This is a genomic window from Algoriphagus sp. (assembly GCF_030694375.1).
Lineage (GTDB): Bacteria > Bacteroidota > Bacteroidia > Cytophagales > Cyclobacteriaceae > Algoriphagus.
The window spans coordinates 195,258-214,935 of record NZ_JAUXYL010000023.1 but is presented as its reverse complement, the minus strand read 5'-3'; the positions used below and the strand labels follow the sequence as shown (position 1 = coordinate 214,935).

The window sequence follows — 19,678 nt, the reverse complement described above, 5'->3', positions numbered from 1 at the left end:
AAATCCGTATTGACCCTCGGCCTAGTAGCAGGTTTGGGTTTTGCCGCAAATGCACAGAAAGCTGCAACTGCAGATGCTTCGGCTACCGTATTGGCTGATTTAACAATCACATTGGATGTAACTCAGGATGAAATTGCCTTTGGTAATCTTTCTGCCAACACTCCTGGGGCCATTGTCCTTGATGCCAACGGAATCACTAATGTAAATACCGGTTCTGTTACAAACGTAGCAAGATTTGACCTAGGAGGTGCTAATTCAGCAGTGACTGTTTCATATGATGCCACGGTAACATTAACAGAAACTATCGATGGTACTGAGATTATGGTGATGACTCCTGAAGTAGTTGGTGCTGCTGTGAATACGGCGCAGGCAACGGCAGTCGCAGTTACATCCGGCAACACGGTAACATTGGTAGACAATGTATACTTTCTTTGGGTAGGTGGTACAATTCCAGTACTTACCAACCAAGCAACAGGAACCTATGCTGGTATATTCAACATTAGTGTTGAATACAATTAATTCCATCAAAGCCGACAGGAAATTCCTGTCGGCTTTCTTTACTTTAGCGTTATGACACATCGACTACCAGCTATTTTCGCACTGTTCTTTTGCCTGTTTTCCTTTTCGGCATTGGCGCAAGTATCCCTCGCCCCCACTACGGTCTTTATTGATCAGAATGGCATCGGAACCCTCTTTGTCACCAATCCGGGCGACACACCTCAGGAAATCAACGTGAGTTTCCTGTTTGGCTATCCCGGAAATGATGACATGGGTAATCTAACCATGGTTTATGGTGACAGCCTGAGTGAAAAGCAATTTGGAATGGGAGATCGGCTACGTGCTTTTCCCCGAACTTTCATCCTGGCACCTCAGCAACAGCAGACGGTGAGATTGCAGGTGAGACCTGACCGAACCTTAAGTGCAGGGACTTACTTTACCCGAATCAAAGTGACTTCCAATGCCCAAACTACAGATGTAGAGGAAACCAACACCGAAGGAGTTTCAACTCAGGTAAACTTCAAGTTTGATCAAATTATCGCAGCTTTCCAGAAAGTGGGAGCGGTAAGTACAAGCTTGGAATTTGGAGAAGTAGAAACTGAAATTGCAAGTAACATCGTAAGGATCATTCCTGAATTTAAGGTAACGGGGAATTCGCCCTATCTTGGAAGTGTAACTGCAAGCCTGAAGAATAAAACCGGACAGGTCTTGGCTGAACAGCAGCAAACTGTTGCTTTATATTTCTCCGGAAAGCGTTCAGTTGAACTGAAACTTCCAGAAAACCTTCCATCTGGTGAATACGATGTTGAGTTAACCTACGAAACTCGAAGATCAGACATCCCTTCTACTGATTTGGTTCAGTCTCCTGCGGTGCGTACGACAGTGACTTTGAAAATTCAGCAATGACCCGACTCACTATTGATTAATAGCAATCACCCTTTCAATTGCTGACCTTCCCTAAACTCTTTCTTGGCTTGCTGCTTTTTTTTGCGGCTTGCTTCCAACCTGTCTTTGCCCAGCAAGAACCGGATGGGGAGGTGATGCTCAATTTCAATTACCCGGCAGTAGGCAATGTTTACCTGAACGGGGTATTTTTTGGAGATGTGGCTTTTCTTCCCTTGGGAGAAGTTTTAAGTATGCTCTATATTTCCACCGAACGAACGGAAAATGGAAAAGGTCTAAAAGGTTCCTATCCTACAAAAAACGACAATTGGTCCGTAGACCCTGTCACCAATAAACTCATCATCAAAGGGAAATCCGAAGCCCTCGAAGCGGATAAATACTACCTGGGTGAACTGGACCTTTTTCTTCACCCGGATTACTTCAAAAAGATTTTTGGCATCACCTTCACCGTGAATACCTACGCCTTGAGCGTGAGTATGAAATCAGAATTTACGCTGCCGATCGAAGAACGGCAAAAGCGGGAAGGAATCCGAAAACAGCTTCAACAACGAAACAATAACGACACGCTCGCTGCACCGCTAATTTATAATCGGGAGAGAAAAGCCCTCAGCCTTGGAGTATTGGATTACAATGTCAACTACACCACTTCCGATGTTGGAAATAACCTCGGGCTGTTTCTCAATGCCGGCATGGAACTGCTTGGAGGTGATCTTCAGGGGAGTTTTAACGGGAACCTGAACAACGGCAACCTCTTAAACAGCTTTTCAGGTCTACGCTGGAGGTATGTGCTTCCGGGAGGTATGACCCCCGAACGAAATGTCGGCATGGCCAGTATCAGTGCAGGGCAAATCAGCACCACAAGTTTTTCGAATGCCGCCAATCTGGTCGGTGTTTCAGTCACCAATAATCCGGTGATTCCCCGTTTGGAATTGGATGTATTTATCATCGATGGAACGACTGTTCCCGATTCAGAAGTCGAGCTTTTGATTGGGGGGCAACTGGTGGATTTTACCAGGGCAGATGAGGTAGGATACTACCGATTCAACGCCCCCGTAACCTACGGAACAGTTCGACTGAGTACAAGAATTTACACCCCACAGGGAGAAGTCATCGTTCAGGACCGACAGATTCAGGTTCCATTTAGCTTTTTACCAAAAGGTTTTGTAGGCTTTAATATCCAAGCTGGCCTGCCACAGTTTACTTTTGACAGCTTGGGAACCGGCATGACCTCTCATGCAGACATTTCCTACGGAATCACGAATGCGCTGACAGTCCGTGCCGGTGCCGACCAAGGAGCGATTTTTGGGGAAAGGGCCATATATCCGGTTTTTGGGCTTTCGGCACGGCTATATCAGCAATACCTGCTCAATGTGGACGCACTTCCTGATCGCTACTATCGCGCAAATGCGAGTGTATTCTATTCGGATAACACCACCATCAATGCACAATTCACTGAATACAATCAAAATTCCGCTCTTAATTTCCGGGGACAAACACGGGACGGAAACCTCAACGTTTTTTATCCTTTCAAAATCCTCGGCAAATTCTCAGGCTTCCGGGTAACCGGAGAGCGAATCTGGTTCAATACAGGCTTAGGAGTAAACAATTACCAATTTGATTTCAACACCCAAATCAACCGGGTAGTGGTCCGCTTTAATTACCGCGGTGGCGCTCGTGGATTGATCAGTGACCCGGAAAATCCCAGTCAGAATCAATTCGGACTCTTCACCAGTTCACTGACTTATACCCTACCCCGAAGCCCCGGAATCCCGGTTTATGTCCGAGGGCTTTTTCTACGTGGGCAATTCCGATATTCCACTCTTCTCGAGCAAGGAGAATCTGTGAGTTTCCTGCTTTCCCAGACCCTCTTCAAAAATGGGCGCTTTACATTGGGATATGATCGAGAGCTCATCCGCGATCTGTCAAGATTCCAAGTTGGATTTCTTTATGATTTTAATTCATTGAGATCCTCCACGCAATACACGAAAGGAACTAATGGACATGCATTCCAACAAGGTTTCAGCGGTTCATTAGCTTATGACCCTGCCGGTGGCATGATCATTCCAAGTAACAGAGATCAGGTCACCCGCTCGGGTGCAGCTGTGAGACTTTTTGTTGACAGCAATGAAAACGGCCTGTTTGATGAGGGGGAAGAAATAGTTCCTGCCAAAGCAATCCGACTGGATCGATCGGCAAATATTCTCATCGGAACAGACGGAATCCTGAGGATCACACAGCTTCAGAGTTATTGGAAATATCGCCTCGATATTGATATTACCGCGCTTCCAAACCCGAATCTAGCGCCAAAGCTGAAAAGTTTTTCCTTTGTCGCCGAACCAAATCGTTTCAGACAAATTGATATCCCTCTGTATCAGACGGGCATTATTGATGGCTTTGTGTTGATAGAAAAAAATGGACAGACTCAAGGACAGGGAGGATTAAGGCTGGAATTAATACGTGAAGGCGAGTCAGAACCTGTGGAGATCATTCGGACATTTACCGATGGAAGCTTTTATTCCTATGGCCTTCTACCCGGAAAATACAAGTTGCGCATTGACTCAAAACAACTGGAATTTATGCAGGTGAATTCCATTCCCGGTCAATTGGAGTTTGAGATTAAAGCATTGGCAGACGGAGACTATCTTGAGGGATTGACTTTCGTACTTAGGCCCGCAGGAGATCAATAGGTATTCAAGTTACCGATCCCGATAAAAAAATGATTGACCGTTGTGAAAGTTGGAGCGGTGATCCAACGGCTATAACCCCTCAGAATTCGAAATCTAGGCAGGATGCTTCATTTTACACCCTTAAGAACTTCTCCACCAAGTCCCTCCATTCCTCTTCTAAACTTAAAATTGGTCGCTTTTCCCCTGCCTTTGAATACCAATAATCTGCATTCCATAGATCGCCTTCTTTTCGATGGAGATAGGCATGGACTCTAGCCGCGCTTTTTCCAGAAAGGTGATCTACCTGATCATGTGCAGATTTCCAATCGCCCTTACCATCATACCAAAGTGCTAAAAGCTCAGGGCCAAACAACTCTTTCTCCGGATCCATTTTCAAGAAGGTAAATGCCAGTTCGTTTTTCATATTTCAACTCTTTTTCAGAAATCAAATTAAAAATTTAACTAGAAGGATTTCAATGGAAAAGTAAGGTTTTCGACAAAGAACTGAATTTCAAACAACTACGCAACCTCTGGTTGATTTCAAAAATCTGCGAAATCTCCAATTTCTCATTCCAGTTGGCTGGTATTGGATTAATTCTATATTTGCCCAATTAATTTTCAAAAACCCAAATCGAATCAAAAGATAATATGGAAGAAGCGTTGATTTATATGGTCCCCGCACTTGGGGTAGTTGGCCTGATTGTCATGGCCATCAAATCTGCTTGGGTAGTCAAACAAGACACCGGAGACAAAAACATGGTCGAGCTTGCCGGCTACATAGCCGATGGCGCCATGGCATTTTTGAGAGCGGAGTGGAAAGTGCTTTCGTATTTCGCAGTTATTGCCGCCATAGTATTAGGCTGGTCAGGGATGCTGGTGGAGACCTCACATCCTACGATCGCCATATCCTTCATCATTGGCGCGTTCCTTTCTGCCTTTGCAGGCTATATCGGGATGAAAATCGCAACCAAAGCCAATGTAAGAACAACTCAAGCTGCACGTACTAGCCTGAAACATGCATTAAAGGTTTCCTTTACCGGTGGTTCGGTAATGGGTCTTGGAGTAGCAGGTTTGGCAGTTTTAGGTCTCGGATCCTTGTTTATCGTCCTTTATCAAGTTTTTGTGGTCAGCACTGGTGCTGGAGTTAATGGCCTGGAAATGGAAAAAGTCCTGGAAGTGTTGGCCGGATTCTCACTTGGAGCTGAGTCCATTGCCCTTTTTGCCCGAGTGGGCGGAGGTATCTATACCAAGGCTGCCGATGTCGGAGCTGACTTGGTAGGAAAAGTGGAAGCAGGAATCCCTGAAGATGATGTAAGAAACCCTGCCACAATCGCAGATAACGTTGGAGACAATGTCGGTGACGTTGCCGGAATGGGTGCAGATTTGTTCGGTTCCTATGTAGCCACAATTCTGGCCACTATGGTTCTGGGAAGAGAAATTGTATCACTTGACAACTTTGGAGGTATCGCTCCGATTTTGCTTCCAATGGTTTTGGCAGGTTTAGGAATCGTTTTTTCCATCATGGGAATGGCTTTCGTTACGATCAAAGATGAAAAAGGCGACGTGCAGAAAGCTTTGAACATGGGAAACTGGTCATCGATCGTATTTACAGGTATAGCCTCTTTCTTCGTGGTGAAATACATGCTTCCTGAGACACTTTCTATCAGAGGCTATGAATTCACCAACATGGATGTATTCTACGCGATCATCTTAGGTCTAGTGGTCGGTACATTGATGTCCATCATCACAGAATATTACACAGCTATGGGCAAGCGCCCAGTTTTATCAATCATCAAGCAATCAGGAACCGGTCACGCAACCAACATCATCGGTGGTTTGGCAGTAGGAATGGAATCTACCGTTCTTCCAATTCTTGTTTTGGCAGGAGGTATTTATGGAGCTTATGAATTTGCAGGTCTTTATGGAGTAGCAATCGCCGCAGCAGGTATGATGGCTACTACTGCCATGCAGTTGGCAATTGATGCTTTCGGGCCAATTGCTGATAATGCGGGTGGTATTGCCGAAATGAGCCAGCTTCCTGAGGAAGTTCGCGGTCGTACTGATATCTTGGATGCTGTTGGAAATACTACTGCAGCTACAGGTAAAGGCTTTGCGATTGCTTCAGCAGCTTTGACTTCATTGGCATTGTTTGCAGCATTCGTAGGAATTGCTAAAATCGATGCGATTGACATTTACAAAGCGCCTGTCCTTGCAGGACTCTTTGTCGGCGGTATGATTCCGTTTATATTCTCCTCCCTTTGTATCGCGGCAGTGGGCCGTGCTGCGATGGATATGGTGAATGAAGTGAGACGTCAGTTTAGAGAGATTCCCGGCATTATGGAGTATAAGGCTAAGCCTGAATACGAGAAGTGTGTGGAGATCTCCACCAAAGCATCGATTCGCGAAATGATCGCCCCGGGAGCAATCGCATTGCTTTCCCCAATCATCATTGGCTTTGCATTTGGCCCGGAAGTATTGGGTGGCACACTTGCAGGTGTGACAGTTTCCGGTGTGTTGATGGGAATTTTCCAATCCAATGCAGGTGGAGCTTGGGATAATGCCAAGAAGTCATTTGAAAAAGGCGTGGAAATCAACGGTGAGATGTACTACAAAAAGTCAGAACCACACAAGGCTTCTGTAACTGGTGACACCGTAGGAGATCCGTTCAAAGACACCTCTGGACCATCTATGAACATCCTGATCAAATTGATGTCAATCGTCGCCCTTGTTATTGCTCCCCACATTTCCGAAGGAACCCACAGCCCATTGGCTGAGAATGTCGTGAAGAAAGAAGTGAAAAAAGAAATCAAAATCGTGGATGGCAAAAAAGTCGAAACTGAGACCATCACAATTACGAGATAATTTAACCAATCAACCAAAATGCTAAACCGTCTCTGATCAACAGGGGCGGTTTTTTTTATTTTTCGATATAAAAGACCTGTCAGATTTTCAAAACCTGACAGGTCTGAACGCTTGCAGATTCCAATTAAACCCAAGGATTCTAAATTTAAGAAATGGGTCAATCTGTGAAAATCTGTGCATTTTTCTGTGATTATCTGTGGGAACAATTAACTTCCGTTTATGAAGAAAATACTCCTTGGCCTACTCATCGCCCTTTCCTCCTGCACGGTTCAAAAAATCAATTCTTCAATCAAAAAATCTGAGGTCTTTGACAAAGGCCACTTGGGTTTTATGCTTGTCGATCCCGGAAAGGACAAGCCCCTGGTAGCGATCAACTCAGACAAATACTTTATCCCAGCTTCCAATACCAAACTGTTCACGTTTTATGCCTCCTATTCCATCCTTGGAGATGGTTTGGTCAATGGTTTGAATTATTTGGAGCAGGGAGATTCTTTGATTTTTTGGGGTACCGGAGATCCCAGTTTTCTTCATCCGGATTTGAAAAATGACAAGGTGCTGGAGTTTCTGAAAAGCTCTAAAAAAGACCTTTATTTGCTGGACAACTTTGATCAAGTGGCAGCTTTTGGGCCGGGATGGTCTTGGGATTGGTACAATGCATACTATGCCACTGAGCGGTCAGCATTTCCTATGTACGGGAATGTGGTTCGGTTTGAAAAAGCTAAAGAGGAACAGCGCATTACCGTAATTCCCGAGCGATTCAGGACTAGTCTCTCAGGAAAGGACAATGAAAATTGGCAGGGCTTTCAATTTAGAAGAGAACGTTTTTCCAACCTGTTTTCTTACCAAATCAGCAATGAAAAGGTCGACGAAGCATTTGTGACCGATATTCCATTTATCACATCGGCAGAAATGTCTGCGGTGATGCTTTTAGAATTACTCGGAAAAAGAGTTGAGGTGATCAAAAATGAATCGTATTTGAAACTCGATCCAATGAAACTTCAGACTCATTCGGTAGACAGCATCTATTCGCAGATGATGAAAATCAGCGATAATTTCCTCGCTGAACAATTGATGCTGTTGGTTTCTGATCAACTGACGAATTCACTTAGTCCGGCAGATGCGATAAGTTATGCAAAGGAAAATTTATTGAGCGAGTTACCCGATGAGGTGATCTGGTACGATGGGTCAGGGTTATCGTCGAGAAATATGTTTACCCCAAAATCGATCATTGCGTTATTAGGAAAAATACGAGAGGCGGTACCGCTGGAGAAGATCAAGGCCTATTTCCCGGCAGGCGGTGAATCCGGTACGATCCGCAATTGGTACAAAGCCGACGAGGGTCAAGTGCCATACATCTACGCAAAAACAGGAAGTCTAAGCATGGCTAATTCACTCAGTGGTTATCTGATCACCAAGAGCGGAAAGATTCTTCACTTCTCCTGCCTGATGAATAATTATGCGATTCCTGCCAACGACCTGAAAACTGAACTACAAAAGGTTCTATATTTTATTCATGATAAATATTAATCTTCAATATTGATTTAGTGAGTCAGCGTCTCACTAATTCAAAATACCTATCAATTCTAATTTCAAATAATCCAGACAATGTTTGGATTATTTGAAAAACAGGGAAATTCACATCAAAATTTTCACTCAAAAAAATGAAACAACTCCTCCTATTTTTCCTATTTCTATTTGTTTCCCACTCGATTTTCTCCCAATCTTTCACCATGGAGCAGGTCGGGAAGTTCAGTTTCCCCTCCGAACTCGTCTCCTCTCCCACCGAGGAAGCCATCGCGTGGGCTATGAATGAGGAAGGAAAACGAAATGTCTATTGGGCAAAAGGTCCTGATTTCATTCCTGAAAAACTTACCGGATTCAACGAAGATGATGGCCAGGAAATCAGTAGCCTCCAATTTTCTCCAGATGGTGAATACCTTGTCTTCGTTCGTGGTGGAGATCATGGAGGTGGAAATGCTTCCTCGACTGTGAATGCCCAAAATCTCCCCAAACTTCCAAAAGTGGAAATCTATGCTTTCAATATACTCTCCAGAATGTTTGACCAAGAAATTGAAGGGGATAACTTCAGCTTAGGAACGCCAAACCTGATGGTCTTTTTGAAAGGTGGCCAAATTTGGTCAGCAGATCTTCTTGGAATGACGGCTCCTGCACAACTTTTCCAAATCAAAGGAACAGTGAATTCTGCAGTTTTCTCCCCCGACGGCAATAGCCTTGCTTTTACAGTTAACCGCGGAGGACATCAGCTTTTAGGAATTTATCGTGATGAGAATACTCCGATACAGTTTTTGGAGGCATCTTTTCATCGGGATTCTAATCCTAAATGGTCCCCAGACGGAACCAAAATCGCCTTTATCCGAAATAGAGGAGGTGAAGGTGCTGCTTTTCCCCTACTCGAACCACGACACATTCCCTGGGAAATCTGGATTGCCGATGTGGCATCTGGTGAAGGAAAGAAACTTTGGAAAGCTCCTGAAACGCTTCGAGGCTCCTTTTCCCCCGGATTTTTCGACTTTTCCGGCAATTCTGAATTGGTCTTTCAATCCTATGAAGACGGCTGGCAACATCTCTATTCTTTGGATATCCCTTCGGGAAAAACTCAAATCCTGACTCCTGGAAACTTCATGGTCGAGCAAGTGAAAATAAGTTCAGATCGAAAAAAACTGGTCTTTTCAGCCAATTCCGGTCCTGATAAAAAGGATTTGGATCGGAGACATATTGGTGCTGTTGATCTGACTTCCAAAAAACTCACTTGGGAAACCTCCGGTTCGGGAATCGAGGCATATCCTGTTGCAATAGGTACAAAGGGAACACTTGCCTTCTTCTCCGCAACTCCTCAACGCTCTCATTTGGTAGCGATCAAAGACGGAACTTCCACCAGACTGCTGCAGGAAAATTCTCTCCCGGCTGATTTCCCTGTTTCCAAATTAGTCACGCCAAAGCAGGTGAAATTCACCGCTCCTGACGGTACCACAGTATATGGTCAACTCTTTGAAAAGGACGGGGGATTGGCCAAAAAGCCGGGCATCGTCTTCGTTCATGGCGGACCGCAGCGGCAGATGCTGTTGGGCTGGAGTTACATGGATTACTACTCCAATGCCTATGCCCTGAATCAATATTTGGCAGAACTTGGATTTGTTGTGCTCTCGGTCAATTACCGATTGGGAATCGGCTATGGCTATGAATTTCATCGACCGGCAAATGGCTACTATCAGGGAGCTGTCGAATATCAGGACATCGAAGCAGGAGGAGAATTTCTGGCTGCTTTGCCTCAGGTGAATCCGGAGAAAATCGGGATCTACGGAGGCAGCTATGGAGGATATTTAACCGCCTTGGCCCTGGCGCGGGACTCCAAACTTTTCAAAGTCGGCGTGGACATTCATGGCGTTCATGATTTGGATAGCCGTTATGAATTACCCGATGGCTATGAGGTCGCTCCTGATTATGAAAAAGCCAAGGAGATCGCATGGAAGTCATCGCCGATGGCTGATTTGGGCACTTGGACCAGCCCTGTGTTATTCATTCATTCCGACGATGACCGCAATGTCAACGTGAGTCAAACCACCGATCTGATCCGGAGATTTGAGGAAATGAACAAATCGTATGAATCGATTTTTATCCCCGGAGATACGCATCACTGGATGAAATGGAGCAATATGGTTCGCGTGCATCAGGCCACGGCAGATTTCCTGAAAAAGCATTTGATGGAAAATTAGCTGGAAGACGGGAGAAAAAAGTATCAGGTAGCTAGACACAAGTAGCAAGATTTGAGAAGCGAGTTTAACGATTGTAAATGGTGAAAAGTAAGTAGTAAAAAAGAGAAACAATTTCTATTTATTCATAGCATGGGAACTAAGAAAAAGCAAATAGACATGGTTAAGGAATCCAATCCTTCCGTTTATAAATTAGCCGAGAAACCAAGTATTTCAAAGATTTTGAATCTTGCAAAAAACCTTTCATTAGACGACCAGATTCAATTGTCCAAAAAACTTGATTTATTGCTAAAAAAAGAAGCTGATCAACCAAAGGTGGAATTTTCAAAATTCCTACTCACTGGCCCTGTGATCGATGACGCTAATCTTGAAACTGTGATGGTACAAAGAAAAAGTTTAAATCAGTGGAGAAAGTAGTAATATTTTTGAAGCAAAACCGACATTTTTGAAGGGAGAATCAAAAGTTAAGTTTTTAAGTAGATCCTAAAAACTTTGGATTTCAAAATCAAATTTTTAATTCAAAAACTTCCTCTGTTGTATGGAACCCTCTATACGGCCATTTTTGCGACAAAAAAATTTTCCACAAGCGGACAAATGTAAGTCTGCAAAATTGCAAACTTGAATTCAAGTTATTCCCCAATCTTTCAATTTTCAAAATGCTCAATCTTACATCCCTCCACCACATCGCCATCATTTGCTCCAATTATGAGCGGTCAAAAAGGTTCTATACTGAAATTTTAGGGTTTAACATTATCCAAGAAGTTTACCGAGCAGAGCGGCAATCCTATAAATTGGATTTGGAATTAAACGGAAGTTATCTGATCGAGCTTTTCTCATTTCCTGATCCTCCTAAGCGGGTTTCAAGACCTGAAGCGTGTGGATTGCGGCACCTTGCTTTCGCAGTGGAAAACATCGAAGAATCTATCGCCTTTTTGGTCAAATCAGGAATTAACCCTGAACCCATTCGAGTAGACGAACATACCGGTAAGCGCTTCACTTTTTTCGCTGATCCGGACGATTTACCGATAGAACTTTACGAGATTTAAGCATGGCAGAAAATAAAACCCAACCAACCGACGCTTCAGTGGATGATTTCCTCAACAACACCGAACATCCTCAAAAGCGGGCAGATTCTTTTTCCCTGAAAAAAATCATGGAAGATGTTACCGGTGAGAAAGCTGTGATGTGGGGAGAATCGATCGTGGGATTTGGAAAGTACCAATACCACTACGAAAGCGGAAGAAAAGGTGAGTTTCTCATCGCTGGTTTTGCTCCACGAAAGGCCGCTATTTCACTTTACCTGCTTGGCTGCATGGAGACGAAATTTGAGGAACTCATGGCTAATCTCGGCAAACACAAAACCGGAGCTTCCTGCATCTACTTCAACAAGCTTTCTGACCTGAATGAGGAAGTTCTGCGTGATCTGATCAAAAAGTCTTATGACTTTATGAAGGAAAAATATCCAATGCCCAAATGATGAACTTCCTTCATTCTAGCTGTGACTTTGCTTAAAATGGTGAATAGGCTGATCAACAATTGACCAGCCTTAAAATGCTAACTTCCTAAGCGAATTTATTTCAACTCTTGAAGCATTTTTTCAGAAGTATCAATAACTCCACGATACTTTTTCAAAGTCCATCTGGAGAAAAAGAACATTAATGTAAAAACTCCGGGAACGTAAAGCAGCCAAAACTTAGGATTGGAAATAATTTCATCTGAGCCTTTCAACTCGGCCAATGGAGGTAAAATTATGATCATTACTATTGCTCCCAGAATCATCCCATAGCGTTGGACATTCCAGAATCGAATTTTGCTTTTGATGAACTTCTCCAAAATTGCGGAAGGAGTTTCTGAATCGATCCGTGAATTCCGCATCCCTTTCAACGCCGTCAAACTCCCTGCGGGAAGGGCAATCATTATAAAAACAGTAATCAGGGCAAAAACTTGATTATACCAGAGTTCAAAGTCTGAAAATCTGGAAAGTAAATACATGGCATAACCCACACAGACTAATGAACCAAGAATTTCAGGAACCCGGATATGGTTTAATTTGTCTCTGAATTTTTGTTTTGTGATTTCCATTAGAAGTTCTTTCTGAATTTTGTCCTGTTTTTCCACTTTCAGACTGAGATCAGTCCATAATAATTTCATTTCTTCGAGTTCCATTTTTCGTTGATTTAGTGAGTTTTGACTCCTTTTCTGAGCTTGTCTTTGATTCGAGATAGGCGAGTCCCGACGTTGCTACTGCTGATTCCGACGATTTCGGCGATTTCATCGTGGCTTTTTCCTTCCAGAAAAAGGAAAACAATCCCCCTGTCCAGCAGTCCCAACTTTCGGATTTCGGCATAGAGGGCTTTAAGTCGCTTCTCTAATCCAGACTCCAGATCATCTGCAAAATCCAAATCCAATCCGTCCAATGGTACTGCAGTTACCCTTTTCTTGGTTCGATTAAGATTCGTGATTGCCGTATTCATCCCAACTCGATAAAGCCAGGTACTTGGTTTGGAAGCCTTTTTGAATTGATCAAAGGACTTCCAGGTTTGGTAGACGATCTCTTGATACAAATCCTTCTGCTCTTCCCTATCGCGTGTATAGATCGTGGTGATCTTGTAGATCAAGCCCTGGTTTTGTTGGATGAGATAAATGAATTCGTCCTCGCGGTTCATGAATTAGCTTTTGATCAATTAGTCTTTGCTTCGCTTAAAAAATCACACGCAACACAAACTTTATTTTTTGTATCCGCACTGATGCATGTGAATTAGATTTGGGGTATTTATAATGCGGATACACGTCAACAGACGACTGTCGACAGTCCACAGCACATTTCAACTGGAACTCAATCCTGCCATTATTAGGGTAAGTGAAGCTAAAAGAATATAAATAAACTTTAATTAAAAAAACCAGGGATAATTTAGATGAAAGCCATTTTTCTCGGTGCAAATATCTCTATGGATTGGCCGGAAGCCTGGAGACAGATGCTTCGACTACGCTCAGCACAGGCGACCACGCCACGGCGTGAAGGCGAAGAGATCCATAATTTTAGAATTTGAGTTTAGTTTTATTGGTTAAATTAATCGACTGGAAAAGAAGCTGATAATCATTCATCAAATGTACATTTCTGCAAAAAGAGCTTTAAAACCTATTAAAAAATCTGTTTAAATCTGTGTCTTTTTCTGTGGGAATCTGTGGGAACCTTTAAAAAAAATCGAAAATCAACTTTTGGGAATCCTTAACTTCAAGTCATGAATTGGTATACGTCTTTTGAAATCCAACCCTCTCCATTTCCAATCGCTCACAAATCAAAGATCCTGAGCATGGGTTCTTGCTTTGCTCAGACCATAGGTCAAAAGATGCTCGATGCCAAATTCGATGTTTTGGTTAATCCATTCGGTACCATATTTCATCCGCTTAATCTATCTGATTTGCTGGATCATGCGCTTTTCAATGATCCCTTAGACGAAGAAGGAATCTTGGAAATGGAAGGGCTTTTTCTCCATTTTTCCACCCATTCAGATGTTGTTGGAAAGACAGCCCACGAACTGAAAGAAAATTACGATCAGCGACTAAAGCTGTGCAAAACCTATCTCGAGCAAGGAACCCACTTGATTCTGACTTTGGGAACCGCATGGATTTATGAGCACGAAACCTTCGGCAGAGTGGCCAATTGCCACAAGCAGCCTCAGAAACTGTTTAAGAAATCACTTTCCAAACTTGAAGACATGGAAATGGGTCTTTGGCATGTCCTGGATAATTTTTCCAGAGTCTATCCCAATCTGAAAATAATCCTGACGGTAAGTCCCGTTCGGCATATCAAAGACGGAATCCCCGAAAATCAACTGAGCAAAAGCATGCTTCGGGTCCTCTGCGCCAATTTGGAGCGTAGAATGGAGGCTGTCAGCTATTTCCCGGCCTATGAAATTATGATGGATGAACTGCGGGATTATCGCTTCTATAAAACTGACCGGATTCACCCAACCGAGGAAGCCGAAAACTACATCTGGGAGAAGTGGAAAAGCACGGTTTTCTCACCGGAAACCCAATCCAAAGTTGCTGAAATTCAAAAAGTCCAACTCGAACTGGCCCACCGACCTTTCAATCCCGAAAGTGCTTCCCATCAAAAATTCCTTCAAAACTTACTTGGCAAACTGGAACGATTGAACGGGGAATTTGATTTTTCAAGGGAGATTCAAGAAATAAAAGCCAAGCTATTGGTTGTTTAAAATCTTTGATTGAAGAAAAATCCCCCTAACCCCCTTTAAAAGGGGGAATTTCACCAATTCACTGTCAATACCGAAATAGAACCACCTTTTACTACTTACCCTTTCCAACTTGGATCACTTAAGCTTCCCAACCTCCTGACATCCCAGCCTCCAAACCCAATGAACCGTCTCCAACATTCCCAATCCCCCTACCTCCTTCAGCACGCCCATAATCCTGTAGATTGGTTTCCTTGGGGACAGGAAGCACTCAAAAAAGCTGAGTTGGAAAACAAACCGATCATCGTATCGATTGGCTACTCAGCATGCCATTGGTGCCACGTGATGGAGCGGGAAAGTTTCGAAGATCAAATCACCGCCGACCTGATGAATGAGCACTTTGTCTGCATCAAGATCGACCGGGAAGAGCGACCGGATATAGACAATATTTACATGGATGCGGTGCAGGCAATGGGCCTTCAGGGAGGTTGGCCACTGAATGTCTTTCTGATGCCCAATCAAAAACCCTTTTATGGCGGCACCTATTTTCCAAATCTTAAATGGAAGCAGCTTCTAGCCAATATCGCTGACGCTTACACAAAACATGCCGATCAATTAGCGGAAAGTGCGGAAGGCTTTGGGAGAAGTCTCAATCGAAAAGAAACCGATAAATACGGAATTTCGGCTGGAAACGCAGATTTGGATGCGGATGATTTAGTGGAAATCGTCGCCAAACTCAGCGCTCAGTTTGATCCGGAGTGGGGAGGCATGAACCGAATTCCTAAGTTTCCTATGCCTGCGATTTGGGGTTTTTTGCTGGATTATGCCTTGCTCAACAAAAATGAAAACTTGCAGGAAAAGGTCCTTTTCACCCTTCGGAAAATCGGAATGGGCGGAATCTACGATCAGCTTCGGGGTGGATTTGCGCGCTATTCTGTCGATGGAGAATGGTTTGCACCGCACTTTGAAAAGATGCTCTATGACAACGGACAGCTGCTTGAACTTTACGCAAAAGCATATCAGGCAAGCAAGGATTCCTTTTTTCTGGAAAAAGTCCAAGAAACCGTCAACTGGTTGGAAGCTGAAATGCTTCAAGAAGAGGGTGGCTTCCATGCAGCCCAAGATGCCGACAGCGAGGGAGTTGAGGGGAAATTTTATACCTGGACTTATTCCGAATTGACTGAAATCGTCCCATATGAGATGCCATGGCTGAGTAAACTCTACAACCTTAAACCCAATGGAAATTGGGAAGAGGAGGTCAATATTCTGTTCCAAACTCGGTCTTATGGCGAAGTTGCAGCAGAGTTTGGAATGACCGAAATAGCACTTTTGGAAAAGCTGAAACAAGTCAAAGCTCAACTGCTCCGAGTCCGAAATCAACGAATTTATCCCGGTAAAGATGATAAAGTTTTGGCAGGATGGAACGGATTGATGTCAGCCGGACTGATTCAGTCTTTCTATGCAACGGGAGAAAAACGAATGCTTGATTTGGCTATGGATAACCTGGATTTCATTCAGCAAAAAATGATCGTGAATGGGATTTTACACCGAACCTATAAAAACGAAACAGCTTATACTCCAGCCTTTCTGGAAGATTATGCGGCTGTGATTCGAGCGAGTTTGATGGGATTTGAGGCTAGTGGAAAGTCAGAGTGGCTGGACTTTGCACAGCAATTGGCTGATTTTTGCATTGCTGAGTTTTACGATGAAAGTGATGGTTTTTTCTTTTTCAACAATCCAAAAGCAGAAAAACTCATTGCCAACAAAAAGGAGCTATTTGACAATGTAATTCCTGCCTCCAACTCTGTGATGGCAAGAAACCTACACCGACTTTCGCTTTTCACCTATGAAGAAAAATATTCGGAAATCGCCTCCAAAATGCTGGGAGGAATGAAGGAGCTGATCATCAAAGAACCTGGTTTTCTCTGCAATTGGGCACATTTTTATCTGGAAAGCTTGGTGCCAACCGCCGAAATCGGAATCGTGGGAAAAGGCGCTGAAACAAAAGCCCGGGAAATTCAAACATCCTATTTTCCGAATCTAATTGTTGGCTGGTCAGAAACTTTGACACAAACTGCCCCAATTCTACAGGGCAAAACACCCGATTCAAGTGGAAATGCTTTAATTTATGTTTGCTTCGATCACGCATGCCGAAAACCGGTGAGTACATTGGAAGAAGCAGCATCTCAATTACCATATTTAGCCTGATTTGGTGGAAAGCCTGTTTGGAGATCATGAATTTTTAGGAAAAGACAGCGGGAATAATTTCGCCGATATCATCCTGCCCGTCCCGATTCCGAGGATGTTCACCTATAAAATTCCGACAAATCTAAAATCCCAGATTCAAATCGGATCGCGGGTGATGGTGCAGTTTGGAAAGAAGAAAGTCCTGACTGGCATCATCGGTAAGGTGCACAACAAGCCTCCTCAGGCCTACGAAGCCAAGCCGATTTTAGATGTCCTCGACATCGAACCCAGCGTCAATCCGCTTCAAATCCGTTTTTGGGTATGGATGGCGGAGTATTATTGCTGCCATATCGGTGAAGTGATGCATGCTGCCGTTCCTTCAGGATTGCGGCTTTCGAGCGAAAGTAAAATTCAGCTCAACCCGAACTTTGACCGAGAGGAAAGCAAATACCCACTAGACTTCCGGGAAGAAAAAATCCTGGAAGCTTTGGAGAAAACCGAGGAAATCAGCTACGAAGACTGCGAAAAGATCCTTGGTGTAAAGACCATTCATCCGATTCTGAAAAGTCTTGTTGCTAAAGAAGCCATCTTGGTTTACGAGAAAGTTTTGGAAAAATATACTCCAAAAGTTGAAACCAGAATTCGACTGACGGGTGATATAGCTTCGAATAGAACTGCTTTGGAGGCTGTCTTTGAGGGCGTTCAAGGCAAACCCAAGCAGGAATCCATTTTGCTGAAGTATTTACGCGACATTCCTGTTTTCCAAAAACCCCAGCTCAATGAAAATGGCGTCGATAAAGCCAGGCTTTTAGAGGAAGGTGATTCTGAAAGCTCACTTAAAACCCTGATCAAAAACGGGATTTTCGAGTCTTTCAAAGTCGTGGTAAATCGACTTCCTGAGGAAGAACCGGAGAAAGAACCAGCACAACTTTCAACAACTCAACAGGCAGCTTTCGAAGAGATCAAAACACATTTTGAAAGCAAGCAAACAGTTCTATTGCATGGCGTAACAGGTAGCGGCAAAACCGAAATCTACATCCAACTCATCCGGGAAGTAATGGACAGCGGTTCGCAGGTACTGTTGCTTTTGCCTGAGATTGCACTCACTACGCAGATTGTGAGTCGACTGAAAAAGGTCTTTGGTTCCCAAATGGGCGTTTACCATTCCAAATATTCCGACAATGAACGAGTCGAAGTTTGGAATGGCGTATTGAGTGGGAGATTTTCTTTTGTCGTGGGGGTTCGCTCATCGATATTCTTGCCATTTGACAGTTTGGGGATGATTATCATCGATGAGGAGCACGAACCCAGCTACAAGCAGTTTGATCCTGCGCCGAGGTTCCATGCCCGGGATGCAGCGACGATGTTGGCTTATTTCCATCAGGCAAAAACACTTTTAGGTTCGGCAACTCCATCTTTCGAGTCCTTTTTCAATGCCAATCAGGGTAAATATGGCTATGTGGAAATCAATCACCGCTTTGGGGATGCCACGATGCCGCAGTATCATTTGGCTGATTTAGCCGGAGATCGAAAAAAAAACTTGCTTAAACTGGACTCCACCCGCATGATGCGGGAGAAGATCCAAGCAGCTTTAGATAATCAGGAGCAGGTTTTAATCTTCCAAAATCGCCGAGGCTACTCCCCTTACATCCAGTGTGAAGATTGTGGTTGGACAGGGCAATGCGTGCAATGCGATGTGAGTTTGACTTACCATCAGTTTGCGGAAGAAATGCGCTGCCACTACTGTGGATACAAGGAAAAAGTACCTCAATCCTGCCCTGCATGTGGAAGTACGCAATTGACAACTATGGGAATGGGGACTGAGCGAATCGAGGAATCGCTAAGTTTGCTTTTCCCCGAAGCTCGAATGGGAAGAATGGATCTCGACACGACTCGAAATAAATATGGGTATCAGCGTTTGTTGGATGAGTTTGGAGCTGGGCAGATTGATATTTTGGTTGGAACCCAGATGATTACCAAAGGTTTGGACTTTGGAAAAGTAACTGTAGTAGGCATTTGGGACGGAGACCGGATCTTGAATTTTCCCGATTTCCGATCCGGTGAGCGAGCGTATCAGCAGATCACTCAGGTGGCAGGGAGGGCCGGTCGAAGAGAAGTTCAGGGTCAGGTGATTATTCAAAGTCGAAATCCTGATAATGACCTCTATGAAAAAGTGATCAAAGGCGATTACTTTGAGTTTTTCCGGCAGGAGATGTTTGACCGCAAGAAGTTTTACTATCCTCCTTATGTCAAGCTGGTGAAAATCACAACAAGGCATTCTGATTTTAAAGTTTCGGAAAAAGCCGCCCACGCCCTTCATCGTGAGATGGCGAATATTGCGGTGAAAAAGATCGTCCTCGGCCCGGAAAAAGGGATCATCGCACGAATCAAGAATCAATATCAGTTTGAAAGCCTGATCAAACTGGATCGAAGCGGCAATACGCAATCTGTTTTTAAAGATAGCCTGGCCAAAATCCTCGAAGAGCTTCATTCTCGACCTGAGTTCCGATCGGTGCGATGGATTGTAGATGTAGATCCTAGTTGACCGCTCCTCGGAATTTTTGATTTTCTAAATCCCGATACTATCGGGAGCAATTTCGAGGCCCTATCCCAAGATTTTTAATCTTCACCATTT

Annotated in this window: 15 protein-coding genes; 12 read left to right on the top strand and 3 right to left on the bottom strand. The window is 43.8% G+C overall.

Annotated elements, in window-relative coordinates; translation table 11 throughout:
• Positions 1-9: 9 nt before the first annotated feature.
• Genes Q8M62_RS08730 through Q8M62_RS08720 form a run of 3 tightly spaced genes read left to right on the top strand, consistent with a single transcriptional unit; the run spans position 10 to position 4,088 of the window.
• Positions 10-519 (top strand): DUF4402 domain-containing protein, encoded by a 510-nt coding sequence (locus tag Q8M62_RS08730; RefSeq protein ID WP_304900570.1) that lies wholly within the window; start codon positions 10-12, stop codon positions 517-519.
• Positions 520-570: 51 nt separating this feature from the next.
• Positions 571-1,404, top strand: coding sequence for a hypothetical protein (locus Q8M62_RS08725; RefSeq protein ID WP_304900571.1), 834 nt, complete (start codon positions 571-573; stop codon positions 1,402-1,404).
• Positions 1,405-1,442: 38 nt separating this feature from the next.
• A complete protein-coding gene (locus Q8M62_RS08720; protein WP_304900572.1) occupies positions 1,443-4,088 on the top strand; it encodes a hypothetical protein in 2,646 nt (881 codons plus the stop codon).
• Positions 4,089-4,200: 112 nt separating this feature from the next.
• Here Q8M62_RS08720 and Q8M62_RS08715 read toward each other — a convergent pair whose 3' ends face one another.
• A complete protein-coding gene (locus tag Q8M62_RS08715; protein WP_370690548.1) occupies positions 4,201-4,491 on the bottom strand; it encodes a hypothetical protein in 291 nt (96 codons plus the stop codon).
• Positions 4,492-4,715: 224 nt separating this feature from the next.
• Between Q8M62_RS08715 and Q8M62_RS08710 the strand changes: the two genes are divergently transcribed.
• The 6 genes from Q8M62_RS08710 (at position 4,716) to Q8M62_RS08685 (ending at position 12,137) form a co-directional block, all read left to right on the top strand.
• Positions 4,716-6,929 (top strand): sodium-translocating pyrophosphatase, encoded by a 2,214-nt coding sequence (locus Q8M62_RS08710; protein WP_304900573.1) that lies wholly within the window; start codon positions 4,716-4,718, stop codon positions 6,927-6,929.
• Positions 6,930-7,148: 219 nt separating this feature from the next.
• Positions 7,149-8,456: a D-alanyl-D-alanine carboxypeptidase gene (locus Q8M62_RS08705; protein ID WP_304900574.1), complete on the top strand. Its 1,308-nt coding sequence runs from the start codon at positions 7,149-7,151 to the stop codon at positions 8,454-8,456.
• A 134-nt stretch (positions 8,457-8,590) separates the two neighbouring features.
• Positions 8,591-10,663 carry a prolyl oligopeptidase family serine peptidase gene (locus Q8M62_RS08700; RefSeq protein WP_304900575.1) on the top strand — a complete coding sequence of 691 codons (2,073 nt, stop codon included), beginning with the start codon at positions 8,591-8,593 and terminating at the stop codon, positions 10,661-10,663.
• Positions 10,664-10,792: 129 nt separating this feature from the next.
• Positions 10,793-11,077: a hypothetical protein gene (locus tag Q8M62_RS08695; protein ID WP_304900576.1), complete on the top strand. Its 285-nt coding sequence runs from the start codon at positions 10,793-10,795 to the stop codon at positions 11,075-11,077.
• Positions 11,078-11,316: 239 nt separating this feature from the next.
• Positions 11,317-11,706 (top strand): VOC family protein, encoded by a 390-nt coding sequence (locus Q8M62_RS08690; protein WP_304900577.1) that lies wholly within the window; start codon positions 11,317-11,319, stop codon positions 11,704-11,706.
• A gap of 2 nt (positions 11,707-11,708) precedes the next feature.
• Positions 11,709-12,137 (top strand): DUF1801 domain-containing protein, encoded by a 429-nt coding sequence (locus Q8M62_RS08685; protein ID WP_304900578.1) that lies wholly within the window; start codon positions 11,709-11,711, stop codon positions 12,135-12,137.
• Between the two features lie 95 nt (positions 12,138-12,232).
• Here Q8M62_RS08685 and Q8M62_RS08680 read toward each other — a convergent pair whose 3' ends face one another.
• Positions 12,233-12,826, bottom strand: a complete 594-nt coding sequence (locus tag Q8M62_RS08680; protein ID WP_304900579.1) for a hypothetical protein — start codon at positions 12,824-12,826, stop codon at positions 12,233-12,235.
• Between the two features lie 11 nt (positions 12,827-12,837).
• Positions 12,838-13,326 (bottom strand): RNA polymerase sigma factor, encoded by a 489-nt coding sequence (locus Q8M62_RS08675; RefSeq protein ID WP_304900580.1) that lies wholly within the window; start codon positions 13,324-13,326, stop codon positions 12,838-12,840.
• A gap of 576 nt (positions 13,327-13,902) precedes the next feature.
• On the opposite strand from Q8M62_RS08675, the gene Q8M62_RS08670 reads away from it, so the two are divergent.
• The 3 genes from Q8M62_RS08670 to priA all read left to right on the top strand — a co-directional run bounded on the left by Q8M62_RS08670 (position 13,903) and on the right by priA (position 19,588).
• Positions 13,903-14,880 (top strand): GSCFA domain-containing protein, encoded by a 978-nt coding sequence (locus Q8M62_RS08670; RefSeq protein ID WP_304900581.1) that lies wholly within the window; start codon positions 13,903-13,905, stop codon positions 14,878-14,880.
• A gap of 159 nt (positions 14,881-15,039) precedes the next feature.
• Complete coding sequence (locus Q8M62_RS08665; RefSeq protein WP_304900582.1) at positions 15,040-17,064, top strand: thioredoxin domain-containing protein; 2,025 nt, start codon at positions 15,040-15,042, stop codon at positions 17,062-17,064.
• 4 nt (positions 17,065-17,068) lie between these two features.
• Positions 17,069-19,588, top strand: a complete 2,520-nt coding sequence (priA, locus tag Q8M62_RS08660; RefSeq protein WP_304900583.1) for a primosomal protein N' — start codon at positions 17,069-17,071, stop codon at positions 19,586-19,588.
• The last annotated feature ends 90 nt before the right edge of the window (positions 19,589-19,678 follow it).